This window comes from Polaromonas sp. 39-63-25, assembly GCF_002278925.1.
In the GTDB taxonomy this organism is placed as follows: domain Bacteria; phylum Pseudomonadota; class Gammaproteobacteria; order Burkholderiales; family Burkholderiaceae_C; genus Polaromonas.
In genome coordinates this window covers 1-16,828 of record NZ_NCJH01000037.1, presented here as the reverse complement: position 1 = coordinate 16,828, position 16,828 = coordinate 1, and the positions used below count along the sequence as shown (strand labels likewise).

Sequence of the window (16,828 nt, the reverse complement as noted above, 5' to 3'; positions counted from 1 at the left end):
CGTTGATGCCGACGATCTCGATGTCGCTGAAGTTCTGCACGGCGGCACGCAACACGTTGCGCCCGATGCGGCCGAAGCCGTTGATACCTAGTTTGATGGCCATCTGCTTTTGCTCCTGGAAGTTGAAAACCTGAAAACCGGGGTCTCCGTAACGGCCCTCGGGCCGCCGCGGTACTTACTTTTTCGACAAGACCTTGCGTACGGTGTCGGCCACGTTTTCGGGCGTGAAACCGAAATGTTTGAACAACACCGGGGCCGGGGCCGACTCGCCGTAGCTGTCGATGCCGACCACTGCGGCGCAGCCGTATTTCCACCAGCCGTCGGTGACGCCCATCTCGACCGCGATGCGCGGAATGCCTTCGGGCAGCACTTCGGACTTGTAGGCGGGTTTTTGCTTGTCAAACGTCGTGGTGCTGGGCATGGAGACCACACGCACGGCGATTTTGTAAGTGGCCAGCAGCTCCTGCGCCTTCAGCGCCAGCTGCACTTCGGAGCCGCTGGCGATGATCACGGCCTGGGCTTTTTTGTTCAGGCCCACTTCGGCCGGCTCGGCCAGCACGTAAGCGCCCTTGCTGATTTCACCGAGGTCGGTTTTCGGTGCGTAGGGCAGGTTCTGGCGGCTCAGCAGCAGGGCCGTCGGCCTGGCCTTGTTCTGCAGGGCCACGGCCCAGGCCACGGCGGTTTCGGCCGTGTCGCCCGGACGCCAGACGTCGAGGTTGGGGATCAGGCGCAGGCTGGCGGCGTGTTCGATCGACTGGTGCGTCGGGCCGTCTTCACCGAGGCCGATGGAGTCGTGTGTGAACACGTGCACCACGCGGATTTTCATGAGCGCGGCCATGCGGATGGCATTGCGGCTGTAGTCGCTGAAGGTCAGGAAGGTGCCGCCGTAGGGAATGTAGCCGCCATGCAGCGCGATGCCGTTCATGATGGCGGCCATGCCGAATTCGCGCACGCCGTAGTTGATGTGGCGGCCGATGACCTTGCCGCCGTCGGCTGCGTCGGACATGACCACGTCGCCGGCCAGATCAAAACGCAGCGCCGGCGTGCTCTTGGTGTTGGTCAGGTTGGAGCCGGTCAGGTCGGCCGAGCCGCCCAGCATTTCCGGCAGGCCGGCGGTGAAGGCTTCGAGCGCGAGCTGCGAGGCCTTGCGCGAAGCCACGGTCTCGGCCTTGGTGTGGGCACCGACCACGGTGTCCACCGCGATCTGCGAGAAGGCGCGCGGCAGCTCGCCCTTCATGCGGCGGGTGAATTCTGCCGCCAGCTCGGGGTGGGCCACCTTGTAGGCGGTGAATTTCGCGTCCCAGGCGGCTTCCAGCGCCAGGCCTTTGGCCTTGGCGTCCCAGGCTTCGTAGGCTTCCTTGGGCAGCTCGAACGGGGCGTGTGTCCAGCCCAGCGCCTCGCGCGTGAGCTTGATTTCTTCCGCGCCCAGCGGCTCGCCGTGGGCCTTGGCGGTGTTGGCGCGGTTCGGAGAGCCTTTGCCGATGTGGGTCTTGCAAACGATCAGCGTGGGTTTGTCGGCGCTGTTTTTGGCGTCGGTGAGGGCGCGCGTGACGGCCTCCACATCGTGCCCGTCGATGGGGCCGATCACGTTCCAGCCGTAAGCGGCAAAACGCAGCGGCGTGTTGTCGACAAACCAGGGTGTGACCTGGCCGTCGATGGAGATGCCGTTGTCGTCGTACAGCGCGATCAGCTTGTTGAGTTTCCAGGCGCCGGCCAGGGCGCAGGCCTCGTGGCTGATGCCTTCCATCAGGCAGCCGTCGCCCATGAAGACATAGGTGTGGTGGTCGACGATGCTGTGGTCGGCCTGGTTGAATTCCGCCGCCATCAGCTTCTCGGCCAGCGCCATGCCGACGGCATTGCTGATGCCCTGGCCCAGCGGGCCGGTGGTGGTTTCAATGCCGGGGGTGTAGCCGAACTCGGGATGGCCCGGTGTCTTGCTGTGCAGCTGGCGGAAGTTCTTCAGCTCCTTGATCGGCAGGTCGTAACCGGTCAGGTGCAGCAGCGCATAAATCAGCATGGAGCCGTGGCCGTTGGACAGCACAAAACGGTCGCGGTCGAACCAGTGCGGGTTATGCGGGCTGTGCTTGAGATGGCGGCCCCAGAGTGCGACCGCCATGTCGGCCATGCCCATGGGCGCGCCGGGGTGGCCGGAGTTGGCTTGCTGCACGGCGTCCATGGCCAGAGCACGGATGGAGTTGGCCATGAGGGAGGTGGGAGTGTCAGCCATTGCTTGAATCCAGGGTGTGTGAAGGTCGCAGCGCCCGGTGCCGGCTCGGCCACCGGCAAAAAACCGGGCACTCGGGAAAACCCCTGATTTTACGGGATGCCACCCCGCGCGGTTTGCCGGCGCACCGCCAGCCTGGAGTGCTATTTATTTGATAGCTGTTGGCGCCCGGTATGTATGGGCAAGGGGCCGTTTTTTCTTATAAGCCGGCATAATTCAGGCCACATGAGCACCCAAGCCCTGATTCTGGCCGCCGGCCGCGGCGAACGCATGCGTCCGCTGACCGACCACCACCCCAAACCCCTGCTGAGCGTGCAGGGCAAGCCGCTGATCGTGTGGCACCTCGAGCGCCTGTCGCGTGCGGGTGTCACCGACGTGGTGATCAACACCGCCTGGCTGGAGGAACAGTTTCCCGCGGCGCTGGGCGACGGCAGCGCCTTCGGCCTGCGCATTTGTTACTCGCACGAAGGTGCCCGTTTTGGCGGCGCGCTGGAAACCGCGGGCGGCATCGCCACCGCGCTGCCGCTGCTGCAGGACGCGCCCTTCTGGCTGGTGGCCGGTGACGTGTTCATGCCGGGCTTTGATTTTCCGGCGGCCGACGCGCAGCGTTTTGCCGCCTCCAGCGCACTGGCGCACATCTATCTGGTGCCGAATCCGCCGCACAACCCCAAGGGCGACTTTGGCATCAGCGCCGGCGGGCTGGCGCTGTCGCAGGCTGATGAAAAATTCACCTACAGCACCGCGGGCCTGTACCGCCCGGCCCTGTTCAGGGACACGCCGGCCGGGCAGAAAGCCGCACTGGCGCCGCTGCTGCGCCAGGCCATGCTAAGCGACGATGTCACCGCGGCGCTATATTCAGGCGCATGGACCGACGTGGGAACCCCCGAACGCCTGGCCGAGCTGAACATTCCCCGTTAGGAAAACGCTTTTATCCATGACCACCATCTACGAAAAACGCCGCGCCGCCGTTGCACGCGCCCTTAAGGCCGCTGGCGGTGGCATCGCCCTGTTGCCCACCGCCCCCGAAGTGGCGCGCAACCGCGACAGCGGCTTTCCCTACCGGCACGACAGCTACTTTTATTACCTGACCGGTTTTGACGAGCCGGGCGCCTGGCTGGCCATCGAGTCCAGCGGCCACAGCACGCTGTTTTGCCAGCCCAAGGACATGGAGCGGGAGATCTGGGATGGCTTTCGCCTCGGCCCCAAAGCCGCACCGGCCGCGCTGGCCGTGCAGGCGGCGTTCAGCGTAGACCTGCTGGACGAAAAAATGCCCGGCCTGCTGGCCAACCAGCCCGCCGTGTGGTTTCCGTTTGCCACGCACAAGGGCCTGGAAACCCAGGTCGACGGCTGGCTCGCCAAGGTGCGCGCGCGCATCCGCTTCGGCGCCGAATGCCCGCAAAGCCAGCATGACCTTTGCAAGCTGCTTGACGAGATGCGCCTGAGCAAGGATGCGCACGAGGTGGCCATCCTGCGGCGCGCCGGCGCCATCTCGGCCGGCGCCCATGTGCGCGCCATGCAGACTTCGGCGGCCATGCTGCGGGCTGGCGTGAAGGGCGGGCTGCGCGAGTACCACCTCGAAGCCGAACTGCTGCACGAGTTCCGCCGCCACGGCTCGCAGTTTCCGGCCTACACCAGCATCGTTGCTGCCGGCGCCAATGCCTGCGTGCTGCATTACCGCGCGGGCAATGCCGAGCTCAAGCCTGGCGAGCTGTGCCTGATCGACGCGGGCTGCGAGCTCGACGGCTATGCCAGCGACATCACCCGCACCTTCCCGGCCAACGGCAAGTTCACGCCGGCCCAACGCGTGTTGTATGAAATCGTTCTGGAAGCGCAAAACGCCGCGGTGAAGGTGACCAAACCCGGCAAGCGCTTCATGGACCCGCACGACGCGGCCACGCGCGTGCTGGCCCAGGGCATGCTCGACACCGGCCTGCTGTCCAAAGCCAAACACGGCAAAGTCGACGATGTGCTGGCGTCGGGCGCCTACCGCCAGTTCTACATGCACCGCACCGGTCACTGGATGGGCATGGACGTGCATGACTGCGGCGACTACACCGAACCGTCTAGCCGCCCGCGCGAGGAAAAAGACGCGCTCGGCCAGACCGTGATGCGCAAGCCCTCACGCATCCTGCGCCCCGGCATGGTGACCACCGTCGAGCCCGGCATTTACGTGCGGCCCGCCAAGGGCGTGCCCAAGGAGTTCTGGAACATCGGCATCCGCATCGAGGACGATGCGCTGGTCACGGCCAAGGGCTGCGAACTGATGACGCGTGGTGTGCCGGTGGAGGCCGATGAGATCGAGGCGTTGATGCGGGGGTAAGGTGAGGTCAGGTCACGCCTCCGCCCTTCACGCAAGCCAACACGGGATCAACCGATCCCGGCCCCACCCAACACCTTCTGCGCCCACTGCGGCAAGGGATTGACGTTCTCCTGCGTCCAGCCACGCGTGCAGACAGCCACCGCCGTATGTGTTCCCGGCTTCACGTCCTGAGAGTCGTACAAAATGGCCAAGTCCGCCAGACGCACAGCCACCGCGAGGTGGGCCAGGGTGCGCGGATAGCGGGCAAGTATTCGTTCGGCCGGTACGGCATGACCGCCTTCGGTGACACGACCGGCAACACGTTCCAGCAGGCGCTCCGGATCGTCCAGACACACGACGATCAGCATGACGAAAAACCCCTGTTTTTGTGCCTCTTCGATCAGAACGAGCTTGGATTCATGGGAGAACACCGTTTCGCTGACAAACGACTGGCCGGCCTTGAGCAATTGAGCACGTCGCGCATCCGCCCATTGCCTTGCGTCCTCTGACCTGGCCTGCGGATTGGCCATGTGCTGCAAGTGAGCCGCCTCATACAGGTCAGCGTTGACGAATTCGGCACTTACAGGAAGGGTGCCGGCCCGCATCAGTGCCTTGTAGAGCGTAGACTTGCCCGCGCCGTTGGGACCGGCCAGCAGGTAGAAGACCGGTTTGGCTTTGCGCCGCCGCGATCGCAGTGGCGTCACCTGCCCCATGTCAGGCCGGCGCCTTGCCTGCCTTGCTGCGGTTATGGGCAATGACGTCGCGCACATGCTGTGCAAGGCTGCCATCCGCTTCTACAGCCATGAAGCGTCCCATCAGCTCATCGACCTGCCCGTCGTTTTTTCTGGCCTTGGGCCGTGCCTGCAACGCAGCGGCCTCATAAACTTCAATCGCCGTCTGCGCCTCCTGCACCGTCAGGCCGGAATGCTCGACCACCCGACCCAAAGTGGCCCAGTATTCGATCTGGCCCGCGGCCGAACGGCGCAGGGGCTGGGCCGCTTCCCGCGCTTGTTCCACCAGGCCGATGGGCAGTTTGACGGAGGCAAAGTTGCTGGACGTGGCCATGAGAATCTCCTTATTGGCGCATTTTGCGCCAAAATGGAAAGAGCTGCAAGGGCAAAAGATCTCTTGATCGGGCCAGCGCTGGCGCAGCGGGGCTGCAGATGGCTGATTTATTGCTAGTCTGGGCCATGGCCCCTTCCACCTTCCCCGCCAAAGCCACCGCCGACCCGCAGTGGCGCGCCCAGGAGCTGCTGCTCATGAGCGAGGTCATGCGCCTGGTCGGCAAAAGCCTGGCGCCGGAGGTGGTGATGCGCGAGATGCTGCACCTGATGTCCGAACTGCTGGGCCTGAACCGTGGCCGCATCGTGCTGGCCAACTTTGTGGGTGACCTGGCGCTGCAAGGGCTGGCGGACCGCAAGCCGGCAGACCGCGCGGCCGAGGCGCCGTCGCCCGCTTCGGCCATCCGTTATGCCTATGGCCTGACACGGCAGGAAATGGCACGTGGCCGTTACGGGCCGGGCGAAGGCATCACCGGCCGGGTGCTGGCCACGGCGCAGCCCATCATCGTGCAGGACATCGACGCCGAGCCGCAGTTCCTAGCGCGGTCGGTCGCCAGGGCACAGCTGCCACCGGACACCGTCGCCTTCATCGCGCTACCGATCGAGGTGAACCGCGAGGTCATCGGCGTGCTGGCCTGCCACCGCATCCGCAGCCGCGACCGGCAGCTGGCGGACGACGTGGCGGTGCTGAAGATCCTGGCCACGCTGGCCGGACAGCTGTTGCAGCTGCAGGCGCTGGTGGCCGACAAAACGCGCGCCCTGGAGGCAAAAAACCGTCTCTTGAGCCGCGCGCTGGAAACCGCGGCAGCGCGTTACGGCATCATCGGCACCTCGCCGGCGCTGCTGCAGGCGCTGGGCGAACTGGAGCGTGTTTCCGAGGCTACGGCCAGCGTGCTGCTCCTCGGCGAGTCGGGCACCGGCAAGGAGCTGTTTGCACGCGCCGTGCATCTGTCCAGCCAGCGCCGCGACCAGCCTTTCATCAAGGTCAACTGCGCGGCGATTCCGGACACGCTGTTCGAGTCCGAGCTGTTCGGTTATGAGCGCGGCGCTTTCACCGGCGCGCAAAATGCGCGCGCCGGCTGGTTCGAGCAGGCCGACCGAGGCACGATTTTTCTCGACGAGATCGGCGAGATGCCGCTGGCCATGCAAACCAAGCTGTTGCGCACGCTGCAGGAGGGAACCATCGTGCGGCTGGGCGGCAAACGCGAGATCAAGGTGGCAGTGCGCGTGGTTGCCGCCACCAACCGCGACCTCGCGCAGGACGTGCTGGCCGGCAGCTTCCGGCGCGACCTGTTTTACCGGCTCAACGTGATCCCGATCCGCCTGCCCTCGCTACGCGAGCGTCGGCAGGACATCCGCGCACTGGCCGTGCATTTCTTGAGCCGCATCAACCAGGCCAACCAGCGCAATGTGAGCCTGTCTGCGGGGGCGCTGGCGCGTCTCGAACAACACCCGTGGCCCGGCAACATCCGCGAACTGGGCAATGTGATCGAGCGTCTGGTGCTGCTGAGCGACAGCGCCATGGTCTCCGCCGAAGAGCTGGAGCGGTTTTTGCCGCACGAGCAAGACCACCGAACGCCGGGCCAGCCGGCGGCCACCCCGCAAACCGCTGTTTCGGTGCCTGTGGTCCGGGACTACCTGGCCGCGCAATCGCACCCGGCGGCGCAGCTGCAGCAGGCCTTGCGGGACCATGGCGGCAACCAGTCACGCGCCGCCCAGGCGCTGGGGCTGACGGTGCGGCAGTTCAGCTACCGCTTGCGCAAACTGGGTCTGCACAATGTCGACAATGTGTAGACATTGTGTCGTGGCTGGCGGGCAAGCGGGTTTTCCGGATACCTGATTTGCTACTAAATAGATAGCTGTTTGCGCTTGTAAATAAAGGGCTGCAGGCTTTTTCAGCTCGAATTCCCAGCCGGAGAAAGACATGGCACGGCCGTTGCAATAACAGTGGGGACGGCATGTGCCGTGACCTCACCTGGAGATTGCCATGACGACCGACAGCGTTCTTGTTTCCCCCGAACAACTCTCGCACATGATGGGCACCGAGCCCGTGGTCATCATCGACACACGCGACGCCGACACCTATGCCGCCGGCCATTTGCCCGGCGCCGTCAACATGCGCGAGATCTTCACTTTCCTGGCCACGTCCACGGCCGAAGGCCTGACCGCGCTCAAGTCCACCTTTGCCGAACATTTCGGGCTGGTGGGACTGTCGGGCAAGGAAACCGCCGTGTTTTACGAAGATGCGCTCAACAGCGGCTACGGCCAGTCCTGCCGCGGCTACTACCTGCTGACCTGGCTGGGTTACCCCAAGGTCAAGGTGCTCAACGGTGGTTTCTCGGCCTGGAAAGCCCAGGGCCTGCCGGTCAGCACCGAAGCGGCAACGCCCACGCCCGCCACCTTCCCGGCCAACCTGGCCATGGCCGACGTGATGCTGACCAAGGAGGATGTGGCCGCCGCGCTTTACACCGATGTCGCGCTGCTGGACGTGCGCGACATCGACGAATGGACCGGCGAAAGCTCGTCGCCCTACGGCAAGGACTTCGCGCCGCGCAAGGGCCGCCTGCCCGGCGCCAGGTGGATAGAGTGGTACCGCTTCATGAAACCCTCGGCCCAGGGCCCGGTGTTCAAGTCACCGCTGGAAGTGCAGGCCGAATGTGCCACCGCCGGCATAGGCACGGACGACACGGTGTACCTGTATTGCTTCAAGGGCGCCCGCGCCTCCAACACCTTTCTGGCGCTCAAGCAGGCCGGCTTCAGCGACGTGCGCATGTACTTCGGTTCGTGGAACGAGTGGTCGCGCGACGACTCGCTGCCGATTGAAAGCGACGCACCGGTGATGAAAGCCAAACAGCCGTCGCTGGCCTTGGCCGCCTGAACGGGGCCCTGCCGCCCCCCTTCTTTCGCTTTCTTCTTTCGCTTTCCCTTCTTTTGTTGACAACCTGATCAGGAGACTTCCCCCATGTCCGTGGACACCGCCATCGCCCCCGCCGCACCGACCACCGTGAAGGCCTACCTCAAACCCATCGACGGCGAGGGCTTGGCCGCCTTTGCCGCCAAGGGTCGTGCCAACCCGGCCTCGCGCGGCACCAACAAGGTCCACACCGTGATGCAGGGCATGTACCGCTCGCTCAGCTACGTGGGTGACCACACGCCGGTGGTGGTGGATGAACCCCTGCACCTGTTCGGAGAAAACACTGCGCCGGCACCCGGCGAAATTGTGCTGTCGGGCCTGGGCGGCTGCCTGGCCGTCGGCATCACCGCCGTGGCGACCTGGAAGAAGGTCAAGCTGTCCAGGCTGGAGGTTTTCATGGAAGGCGACATCGGCAACCCGGCGGCGTGGGGTGCCGGCGGTGCCGCCAAGGAAGCGCCCGACATGGGCTTCCAGGCGATCCGCGTGAAGATCGTGATCGAGGGCGATGCACCGCGGGAGGTGCTCAACGAAATTGTCCAGCATGCGAACTTCTATTCGCCGGTGGCCAACAGCATGCGCAACCCGATTCCGTTCGAGATCGCCCTGGCCGACTGACCCCGGCTCTGCCCCGCACGACCGCCCCACCACCGCAAGGACTTCCTCATGAATCCCGCCGACCTTCCCCGTGAACTCACCTGCGTGCCGCCACCAGAGACCGATGCCCTGCTGGCCGCCGTGCGCGCGGTCGCGCAGGGGCCACTGAAGCAACAGGTGGAAGCGATTGACCGGCAAGGCCAATACCCGCGGGCCGTGCTGCAGGAGCTGGCGAAGCTGGGCGCGATGAGTGCACACCTGGATACGCCCGCAGGCGCTGGCAGCTACGCGCTGGCGATCCAGGCCATGGCCGAGGTCTCGCGCGTCTGCGGCGCCACCGGCTTCATGATGTGGTGCCAGGCCGTGTGCGGCCTGTACATGCAGCAGTCGGGCAACCCGGCCCTGATGGGTGAGGTGTTGCTGCGGCATGCCAGTGGCGCCGGCCTGGGTGGCACGGCGCTGTCCAACCCGATGAAAAGTTACGCGCAGATCGAAAGCCTGCTGCTCAAGGCCACACCTGTCGATGGTGGCTACCTCGTCAACGGCACGCTGCCCTGGGTCAGCAACCTGGGGCCGGACCACTACTTCGGCGCGATTGCAGCGGTGATGGCGGGCGATGCACCTGCCGCTGCAACAGGAAGCGGCGCCTGCGCGTCGCGGGAGGTGATGTTCCTGCTGCGCTGCGACGCCCCCGGCGTGGAGTTGCGCGAGTGCCCGAGTTTTTCGGCCATGGAGGGCACCGGCACCTACGGCGTGCGCCTGAAGGACCATTTCATTGGCACGAACGAAATCATGGCCGATCCGGCCAAGCCTTACATCGCGCGCATCCGCGCCGCTTTTGTGATGCTGCAGTGTGGCATGGCAGTCGGCATCACCCAGGGCGCGATCGACTCGATGTGGGCCGTGGAGTCCCAGCTGGGCCACGTTAACCAGTTCCTGGAGGACCGGCCCGACACCCTGCAGGCCGAACTGGACGCGCTGACCGGGCGCGTGATCCAACTGGCCGAAACGCCGTTTGAACCGTCTGCCGAATTTTTCATTGACGTGCTCGATGCCCGCGCCCACGGCGCCGAGCTGTGCCTGCGCGCCGCCCAGTCGGCGCTGATGCACCAGGGGGCACGCGGCTACCTGATGTCGTCTGAGGTACAGCGACGCGTGCGCGAGTCGCATTTTGTCGCCATCGTCACACCTGCGATCAAGCACCTGCGCAAGGAAATCGCGCGGTTGAGCGCCGAGGAGCAGCCGGAATGATCCTGCCGCCGCAAGCACGGCCTGTCGCGGCCGTCACCACCGATGCGTCCGGCTTGCCCTGGGCGCTGTATATCTGCAAGGCCTGCGGACTGATTTATGACGAAGCCCTGGGTGATGCCGACAGCGGGCTGGCGCCGGGCACACGTTTTGCCGACATCCCCGACGACTGGGCCTGCCCGCTGTGCGGCGTGGGCAAGGCCGACTTCGAACCCCATGTGGTGGCCGAGCTTCCGCAGCGACGGGCAACCAGCACGGCCTCCCGTCTGCCCCAAGGCGCCGCCGCGCGGCACAACGCGGGCACGGTCATCGTCGGGGCAGGGCGCGCCGGCTGGCAGATGGCGCAAGCCCTGCGCGAACGCGACGCCGACATGCCCATTACCCTGGTGACCGCCTGCAACGGCGACATCTACGACAAACCCATGCTGTCGGTAGCCATCGCACGCGGCATGGCCGTCGACAAGCTGGCGCGTGAAAGTGGCGACCAGGCGGCGGAGCGCCTCGGTGTGCGGCTGCTGGCCCACACGCAGGCGGTCAGCATCACGCCGGGTAGCCGCCAGCTGCGCACCACCCGCGGCACACTGCGTTACCGGCACCTGGTGCTGGCGCATGGCGCCCAGGCGCGCTCCCTGCCGCAACTGCCTGCGGCCCTGGGCTGGCGCATCAACCATCTTCAGGCCTACGCCAAGTTCCGTGCGGTGCTGGGCACCTCCCCGCAACGCATCGCCATCGTGGGCGCCGGCCTGATTGGCTCCGAACTCGCCAACGACCTGGCGCCGGCGGGCCACCAGGTCACCCTGCTCGATGTGCAGACGCGGCCGCTCGCCAGCTGCCTGTCGGAAGCGCAATCGCAGCAACTGCTGGCGGCCTGGCGCGACCTGCCGCTGCGGTTTGTGGGCGGAGTGCAGATCAGCGGGGTGACGTCGCTGGCGGCGGCAAGCCAAGGGGGGAAACAGCTCACCACGTCATGCGGCCAGACCTTCACGGTCGACCACATCATCGTGGCCGCAGGGCTGCAGACACCGAGCCGGCTGGCGCGCAGCGCCGGCCTGGCCTGGAACCAGGGCATTGATGTCCAGCCGGACTCGCTGGCCACCAGCGTGGAAGGCATTCACGCCCTGGGTGATTGCATTTCCGTCAACGGCCAGGTCAGCCGTTTTATCGAGCCCATCGGCCGGCAGGCGCAAACGCTGGCGGCCGGTATTCTGGGCCAGGCCGTCACCCCCTACCATCCTGTGCGCGTGCCGCTGCGGGTGAAAACGACGTCCCAGCCGTTCACGCTGTAGCCGGCCGCGTCAACCTGGCTGATGTATCGGCTCCACGGGCAAGCGCTCGACAATGACCCGGCGCGCCGGCGACCCGTCGCCCTGCGCCTGGGAAATGGTCAGCACCGCCGAACGAGCGCCTGCACTCACCCGAATCTGCAGCGGCAGCGCGCCGGACGGCACGCCTGCGGCGACAAAGGCCTGGGCCTGAGCGTCGTACCGCAACCACGCCGGCAGCGGCCGGCCGCTGAGGGTCGTGGCCTCGACCGGCACAGCACCTTTTGTCGCCCCTGCCAGCAGGGCGGGCGGCAGCGAGAAACGAAAGCCCTTGCCGGCGGTGACCAGCTCGCTGACCACCGTGACAGTGACGAGGCCGGCCTCCTGGTCGGTGGGCTCGCGCACCACCTTCACCGTCGTTCCACTGCCGCCGCCTGAAGCGGTCGGACTGCTTTCAAGCAGGGCATTCGCGTCCGCCACCGTCAGGCCGGAAGCGGCGAACCGCTGCGGGGGAACGGGCGGCAGCGTGGGTGTCTGGAAAAAGGAGCCGGCGAAGCTGGACAGGTCGGTGATGCTGGCGGTGGTGGTGGCCGTGGGATCCATCAGCGTGTAGTTGTCTGCCGCCGCACCGCCCAGGGAGATGCCGGTGATGTAAACGGTTTTGTTGCCGCCCACCGACGGGTTGTCAAAATTGCCCGTCGCTGTGGCCACATGGAGCACATCCCCGGCCACCAGATTGGGGAAACCGGCGCCGCCGGTGTTGAGGGTGGCGCTGGTATTGCCGTCCACCACCTTGTTGTAGGCCGTGATGCCGGTCACGCGGGGCATGCTTCTTCGCGTGATGCTCAGCAGGCCATTGTTCAGCACCAGCGTGTAGTTTTCACTGTTGGTGGCGCCTGGCGTGATGGTTACCGGGCCGGCGGCCACCGGCGTGTTGAACACCGCCGATGTGCTGCGGTAAACCCCAACGCTGGCGTCCGTGTCGCCATCAATCAAGCCGGTCGTGGGATTGCCGGTGAACACGGGATTGGCGTCACCATACACGCGGGTGGCGTTGTCGGCACTGATGGTCAGGGTAGGCGCGATCCGGTACAGGAACATGTTGGCGCTGCCGCCCGGGGTGAAACTGGAAGACGTGTTGTAGCGTTTGTTGTACCCCGCCATGCCTTCCGTCGTGGTAGCCGGGTCGCCGCTGTACGCCAGATAACGTCCGGCGGAAGCCACGATGCCGCTGGCGCCCACGCTGTTGACCAGCTTGCCGCCCGTGCTGGTTCCAGCCGCATTGCTGCTGCCCGCCTTGAGCACAATGGCGTCGCCCGTGCCGTTTGAAGTCACCGCATTGGCCAGCGTGAGATCCGACGCGGCGCCGGTGGTTTCAATTTTGGCGGCAACGGCTGTGGTGACGCCCGCCACACCGGCCACAGTCCCCACGGTCAGCGCGCCGGCCTGGCTGAAATCGATGCTGCCGGTATTGGCCGCCAGCGTGGTCACCGCATTGCCGGCATGCCGCAGGGTGTGGTTGCCGCCTGTGCCCGTCAGCGCCAGACCTGATGCGCTGATCGCGCCCGATTGGGTCACCGTGGCACCGGCCGAGAGCGTGGCATTGCCGGTGGTCAGCACTGCCGCCACATCGAAGCCATTGACGTCGGTGTATTGAATCGCCCCGGCCGAGGTCGCCTGAAGATTGATCGTTCCGGCGTTGTTGCCGCTGTTGGTCAGTGTGATGGGCGAGTTGGCTGCCGAGTTCTGCACTTTCAGCGTGCCTGCCGTGATGTTGCCGGTGGAGGCGGTCTGTGTGACGGCGCCGTTGGCCAGGAGGTCGAGCGTGCCCGTGACATTCGATGCTGCGGTACCGACACCCATGTTGATCGCACCAGTAGCGACGAAGGCACTGCCACCCGCCGTTGTGTTTACGCCCAGATTGGTCGCCGCCACGTTAATGCGGTCGCCGCTGCTGCCAATGTTGCCGTTGGCATTGAGGGTGACATGGGTGGCGGTAATGAGTTGCGTGCCGGTGTCGGTGATTGACCCCGCATTGAGCGTCAGGGTCTTGCCGCTCAGCCCAATGTTGTTGCCAACCGTCAAGACACCGCTGCTGGCTGTATCGCCGATGACGATGGAGCCTGTGGCGCCGGTCGCAATCGCCGTTATTTCCGCGCCTGAAATATCAAAGGCGGAAGCGCCTGCCAGCGACATCGCGCGATTTGCAGTTTTGGCCTTGATGGTCAACGCGCCACTGGTGGCAAGTGCGTTGTTGCCGGTGTTCGTGCCAATCGCAACCGTGTCCCCGATGACTGTGATGGGTCCGCTACCTGCGGCAACGTCTATGTTTTTGTTCTGGGTATAAGTGCCCGTGCCGGCGTCCACAAGAACCGTCCCACCAGTGCCCACTGCAGCGCCGCCCGTTGCGCTACCGCCCACGGCGCCGAGGTTGCTGGCCAGCGTGATGCCCAGCCCGGCCCCCGCCGCATCGAGCGTGATGGCCCCGGCATTGCCGCCCGCCGCCACCCCGGCCACGCCGTTGCCGCCGGTTGTGGTGATTGCCCCCGCCGCCACACTGCCGCCCGTGGAGCTGACACTCACCGCAGCGCCGTTGCCGCCGGCCTGGTTGGCGCCTGCGCCGTTGCCGCCTATGGCGCTGATGGCACCGGTGCCGCTGATGGCCCCTGTCGAACTCAGGGTGATGGCCCCGCCGTTGCCGCCCGCCCCCAGTGTGCTGGCGTTCGTGCCGTTGGCGGTGATCGTGCTGGCGCCCCGCGTCAGGGCTGCGCCGCTGATGTTGATGGTGCCGCCGTTGTGCCCGCTGGAGCTGCCGAGCGCTGCACCGCCGCTCGCTGCAATGTTTCCAGCCACCACCGTGCCGCTGACCGCTGCCAGTGTGATGTTGCCGCCGTTTGCGCTGGCACCTCCCGTGGTGGTCAGCGTCCCTGTCGTCAGGTTGCCTGCCGAGTTGCTCACGCTGATGGAGCCGGCCGTCCCGCCTGTACCCGATCCCACTGCAGCACCCGTCTGCGCGGCCAGCGCGCCCAGGCTGATTGCGCCCGAGCCGCTGTTGGAAACCGTGATGGCTGCGGCGTTGCCGCCGTTGGCGTTGCCGGTGCCGCCAGCACCGCCGGTGGCCGTGACCGTGGCCGCGGGGGCAGTGATGCCGCCCACACTGGTGAGGCTGACCGCTGCGGCATTGCCGCCTGGCTGACTGGCGCCGCTGCCCGCGCTGCCACTGGCGCTCACATTGCCCAGCGCGGTGATGGCCCCGCCTGTACTGATCGTGATCACGCCGGCGTTGCGCCCCGCCGTATTGGCAATGGCCGCACCGCCTGTGCTGGCGATCGTGCTGGCGCTCAAGGTCCCGGTGGTGGTCACACTGACCGCGCCGCCGTTGCCGTTGGTCCCGCCCGCCGTGCTCAAGGGGTGACACCGACCGTGCCCAGTGTGCCCGTGCCGGTGATCGACACCGCCCCTGCCGCCCCGCCCGTCTGGTTGGTGCCGTTGGCTGCGCTGCCGCTGGCAGTGATGGCCCCGGTGATGTTTCGGTTCACACCGCTGATGGTGATGTTGCCCGCGTTGCTGCCCGCACGCGTTCCTGCCGCCAGTACCGTGCCGCTGCTGCTGATGGTCGTGGCGCTCACGCCAGCCTGTGAACTCAGGCTGATCGAGCCGCCGTTGCCGCCCGCCCCGCCTGCTGTGGACAGCGCCGTTGTGGTGACGTTTCCTGCCCCAGCCGTGTTGCTCACGCTGATCGAGCCCGCCGTCCCGCCCACACCTGTTCCCACCGCGTTGCCGGTGCTCGCTGTCACTGTCGTGGTCTGTATGTTGCCACTGCCGCTGTTGCTCACGCTGATCGTGCCAGCGTCCCCGCCTGCGCCGTTGTTGACACCGGCGCCTCCGCTGGCCGCCAGGGCGGTGACGGTGACGCCGCTGTTGCCGGTGACAGAGATCGCTGCGCCGTTGCCGCCGGCCCGGTCTCCGGTGGTCACGCCGTTGCTGCCACTGGCGGTGATCGTTGTGCCGGTCAGCAACCCGCCCGTCGCCTGCAAGGTCACCGCGCCCGCGTTGCGCCCGGTTGTGCCCGCATTGGCCGTGCCGCCTGAGCTGTTGATGACCCCTACGGTCTGCGCGCCGGCCGTGGTCACGCTGATGGCGCCGCCATGGCCGCTGGCGCCGCCCGTGGTGGTGAGGGCGCCCAATGTCGTGGCTATGCCTGAGGCGTTGTTGTTGACCGTGATGCTGCCAGCTGCCAGCGCCGCTGTGGTGCCCGTTGATGCGCCAGTACGGGCGTTGAGCCCGCCGCTGCCTATGAGGTTGATGGCCCCCGTGCTGTCTGTGCTGTTGGTCACGCTGATGCTGCCTGCCGCGCCGCCTGCGGCGTTGCCGGTGCCCCCTGCGCCGCCGTTGGCCGTCATGGCGCCGACGCCATTGCTGCTCATGCCGCCTGCGGTACTGGTCACGCTGATGGTGCCGCCGCTGCCGCCTGCGAAACTGGCGCCGTTGCCTGCCCCGCCTGTGGCGCTCAGGACACTGGCTCCCAGCGTGACCGTGCCCCCGCTCAGGGTGATGTTGCCTGCGTTCGATCCGGCGCTGGTGGTGCCTGCTCCACCGGTCGAAGTGAGGGCTGCACCGCCTGTGCTGAGCACGCCTGCGCCGGCTGCGCTGACGTTGATGCTGCCGCCCGCGCCTTTGATGCCGCCTGTGGTTAACAGCGCTGCTGTGGTGACGTTTCCTGTGGCAAAGTTGTTGCGCACGCTGATGGAGCCGGCCGTGCCGCCCACACCTGTGCCGACCGCATTGCCGGTGCTCGCTGTCAGGGCGCCCGTCACGAGGTTGCCTGCGGTGTTGTTGGTCACCGAGATCGTGCCGGCGTTGCCGCCATCGGCATTGCCCGTCCCGCCCGAGCCGCCCGAGGCGGTGATGGTGTTGGCCGGGGCGATGGCGATGCCATTCGTGCTGGTGATGCTGACTGTGCCGCCCGCACCGCCCGCCAGACCTGCACCACCCGTGTTGCCGCTGGCTGTGATGCTGCCTACTGCGGTAATTCCTGCGGCTGAAAGCGTGATGGCCCCCGCGTTGCGCCCGGCAATGCCGCTGGCTGCACCGCCGCTGGTACCAATCGTGCCAACGCTCAAGGTCCCGGTGGTGGTCACGCTGACCGCGCCGCCGTTGCCGTTGGCCCCGCCCGCCGTGCTCAAGGCGCCCAGGGTGGCGTTGCTGCCTGTCAGCGTGATCGAG

The 16,828-nt window shown here is 66.4% G+C and carries 12 protein-coding genes and 1 pseudogene; 7 read left to right on the top strand and 6 right to left on the bottom strand.

Translation table 11 applies throughout. The features are described from left to right. Together B7X65_RS23510 and tkt are read right to left on the bottom strand one after the other, a co-directional pair. Window positions 1-103, bottom strand: a 103-nt coding sequence (locus tag B7X65_RS23510) for a glyceraldehyde 3-phosphate dehydrogenase NAD-binding domain-containing protein (protein ID WP_293596654.1), incomplete at its 3' end; no start/stop codon positions are given. A 72-nt stretch (window positions 104-175) separates the two neighbouring features. Next, a complete protein-coding gene (tkt, locus tag B7X65_RS23505) occupies window positions 176-2,227 on the bottom strand; it encodes a transketolase (RefSeq protein ID WP_293596653.1) in 2,052 nt (683 codons plus the stop codon). Window positions 2,228-2,449: 222 nt separating this feature from the next. Between tkt and murU the strand changes: the two genes are divergently transcribed. Next, the gene (gene murU / locus B7X65_RS23500) at window positions 2,450-3,142 is read left to right on the top strand and encodes an N-acetylmuramate alpha-1-phosphate uridylyltransferase MurU (protein ID WP_293596652.1); all 693 of its coding nucleotides are present in this window, start codon (window positions 2,450-2,452) and stop codon (window positions 3,140-3,142) included. A gap of 16 nt (window positions 3,143-3,158) precedes the next feature. Next, complete coding sequence (locus B7X65_RS23495) at window positions 3,159-4,544, top strand: aminopeptidase P N-terminal domain-containing protein (protein ID WP_293596651.1); 1,386 nt, start codon at window positions 3,159-3,161, stop codon at window positions 4,542-4,544. A gap of 47 nt (window positions 4,545-4,591) precedes the next feature. Here B7X65_RS23495 and B7X65_RS23490 read toward each other — a convergent pair whose 3' ends face one another. Then, window positions 4,592-5,236: a zeta toxin family protein gene (locus B7X65_RS23490; protein ID WP_293596650.1), complete on the bottom strand. Its 645-nt coding sequence runs from the start codon at window positions 5,234-5,236 to the stop codon at window positions 4,592-4,594. A gap of 1 nt (window position 5,237) precedes the next feature. After that, on the bottom strand, window positions 5,238-5,588 hold the full coding sequence (locus tag B7X65_RS23485) for a hypothetical protein (RefSeq protein ID WP_293596649.1): 351 nt from the start codon (window positions 5,586-5,588) through the stop codon (window positions 5,238-5,240). Between the two features lie 125 nt (window positions 5,589-5,713). Here B7X65_RS23485 and B7X65_RS23480 point away from each other — a divergent pair, with 125 nt between their 5' ends. The 5 genes from B7X65_RS23480 (at window position 5,714) to B7X65_RS23460 (ending at window position 11,626) form a co-directional block, all read left to right on the top strand. Further along, window positions 5,714-7,378 carry a sigma 54-interacting transcriptional regulator gene (locus B7X65_RS23480; RefSeq protein ID WP_293596648.1) on the top strand — a complete coding sequence of 555 codons (1,665 nt, stop codon included), beginning with the start codon at window positions 5,714-5,716 and terminating at the stop codon, window positions 7,376-7,378. A 193-nt stretch (window positions 7,379-7,571) separates the two neighbouring features. After that, complete coding sequence (locus tag B7X65_RS23475) at window positions 7,572-8,462, top strand: sulfurtransferase (protein ID WP_293596647.1); 891 nt, start codon at window positions 7,572-7,574, stop codon at window positions 8,460-8,462. 84 nt (window positions 8,463-8,546) lie between these two features. Further along, entirely contained in the window at window positions 8,547-9,113 is a 567-nt protein-coding gene (locus B7X65_RS23470; protein WP_293596646.1) for an OsmC family protein, read from the top strand. A gap of 48 nt (window positions 9,114-9,161) precedes the next feature. After that, complete coding sequence (locus B7X65_RS23465; protein WP_293596645.1) at window positions 9,162-10,343, top strand: acyl-CoA dehydrogenase family protein; 1,182 nt, start codon at window positions 9,162-9,164, stop codon at window positions 10,341-10,343. Beyond that, window positions 10,340-11,626 carry an FAD-dependent oxidoreductase gene (locus B7X65_RS23460; RefSeq protein ID WP_293596644.1) on the top strand — a complete coding sequence of 429 codons (1,287 nt, stop codon included), beginning with the start codon at window positions 10,340-10,342 and terminating at the stop codon, window positions 11,624-11,626. Before B7X65_RS23465 ends, B7X65_RS23460 begins: the two co-directional genes overlap by 4 nt. A gap of 9 nt (window positions 11,627-11,635) precedes the next feature. On the opposite strand, the gene B7X65_RS23455 is transcribed toward B7X65_RS23460, so the two are convergent. Further along, window positions 11,636-15,010 carry a YDG domain-containing protein gene (locus B7X65_RS23455; protein ID WP_293596643.1) on the bottom strand — a complete coding sequence of 1,125 codons (3,375 nt, stop codon included), beginning with the start codon at window positions 15,008-15,010 and terminating at the stop codon, window positions 11,636-11,638. Next, window positions 15,007-16,828 (bottom strand): annotated as a pseudogene (locus B7X65_RS23450) (hypothetical protein); the annotation flags it as partial. The pseudogene B7X65_RS23450 and the gene B7X65_RS23455, both read right to left, overlap by 4 nt.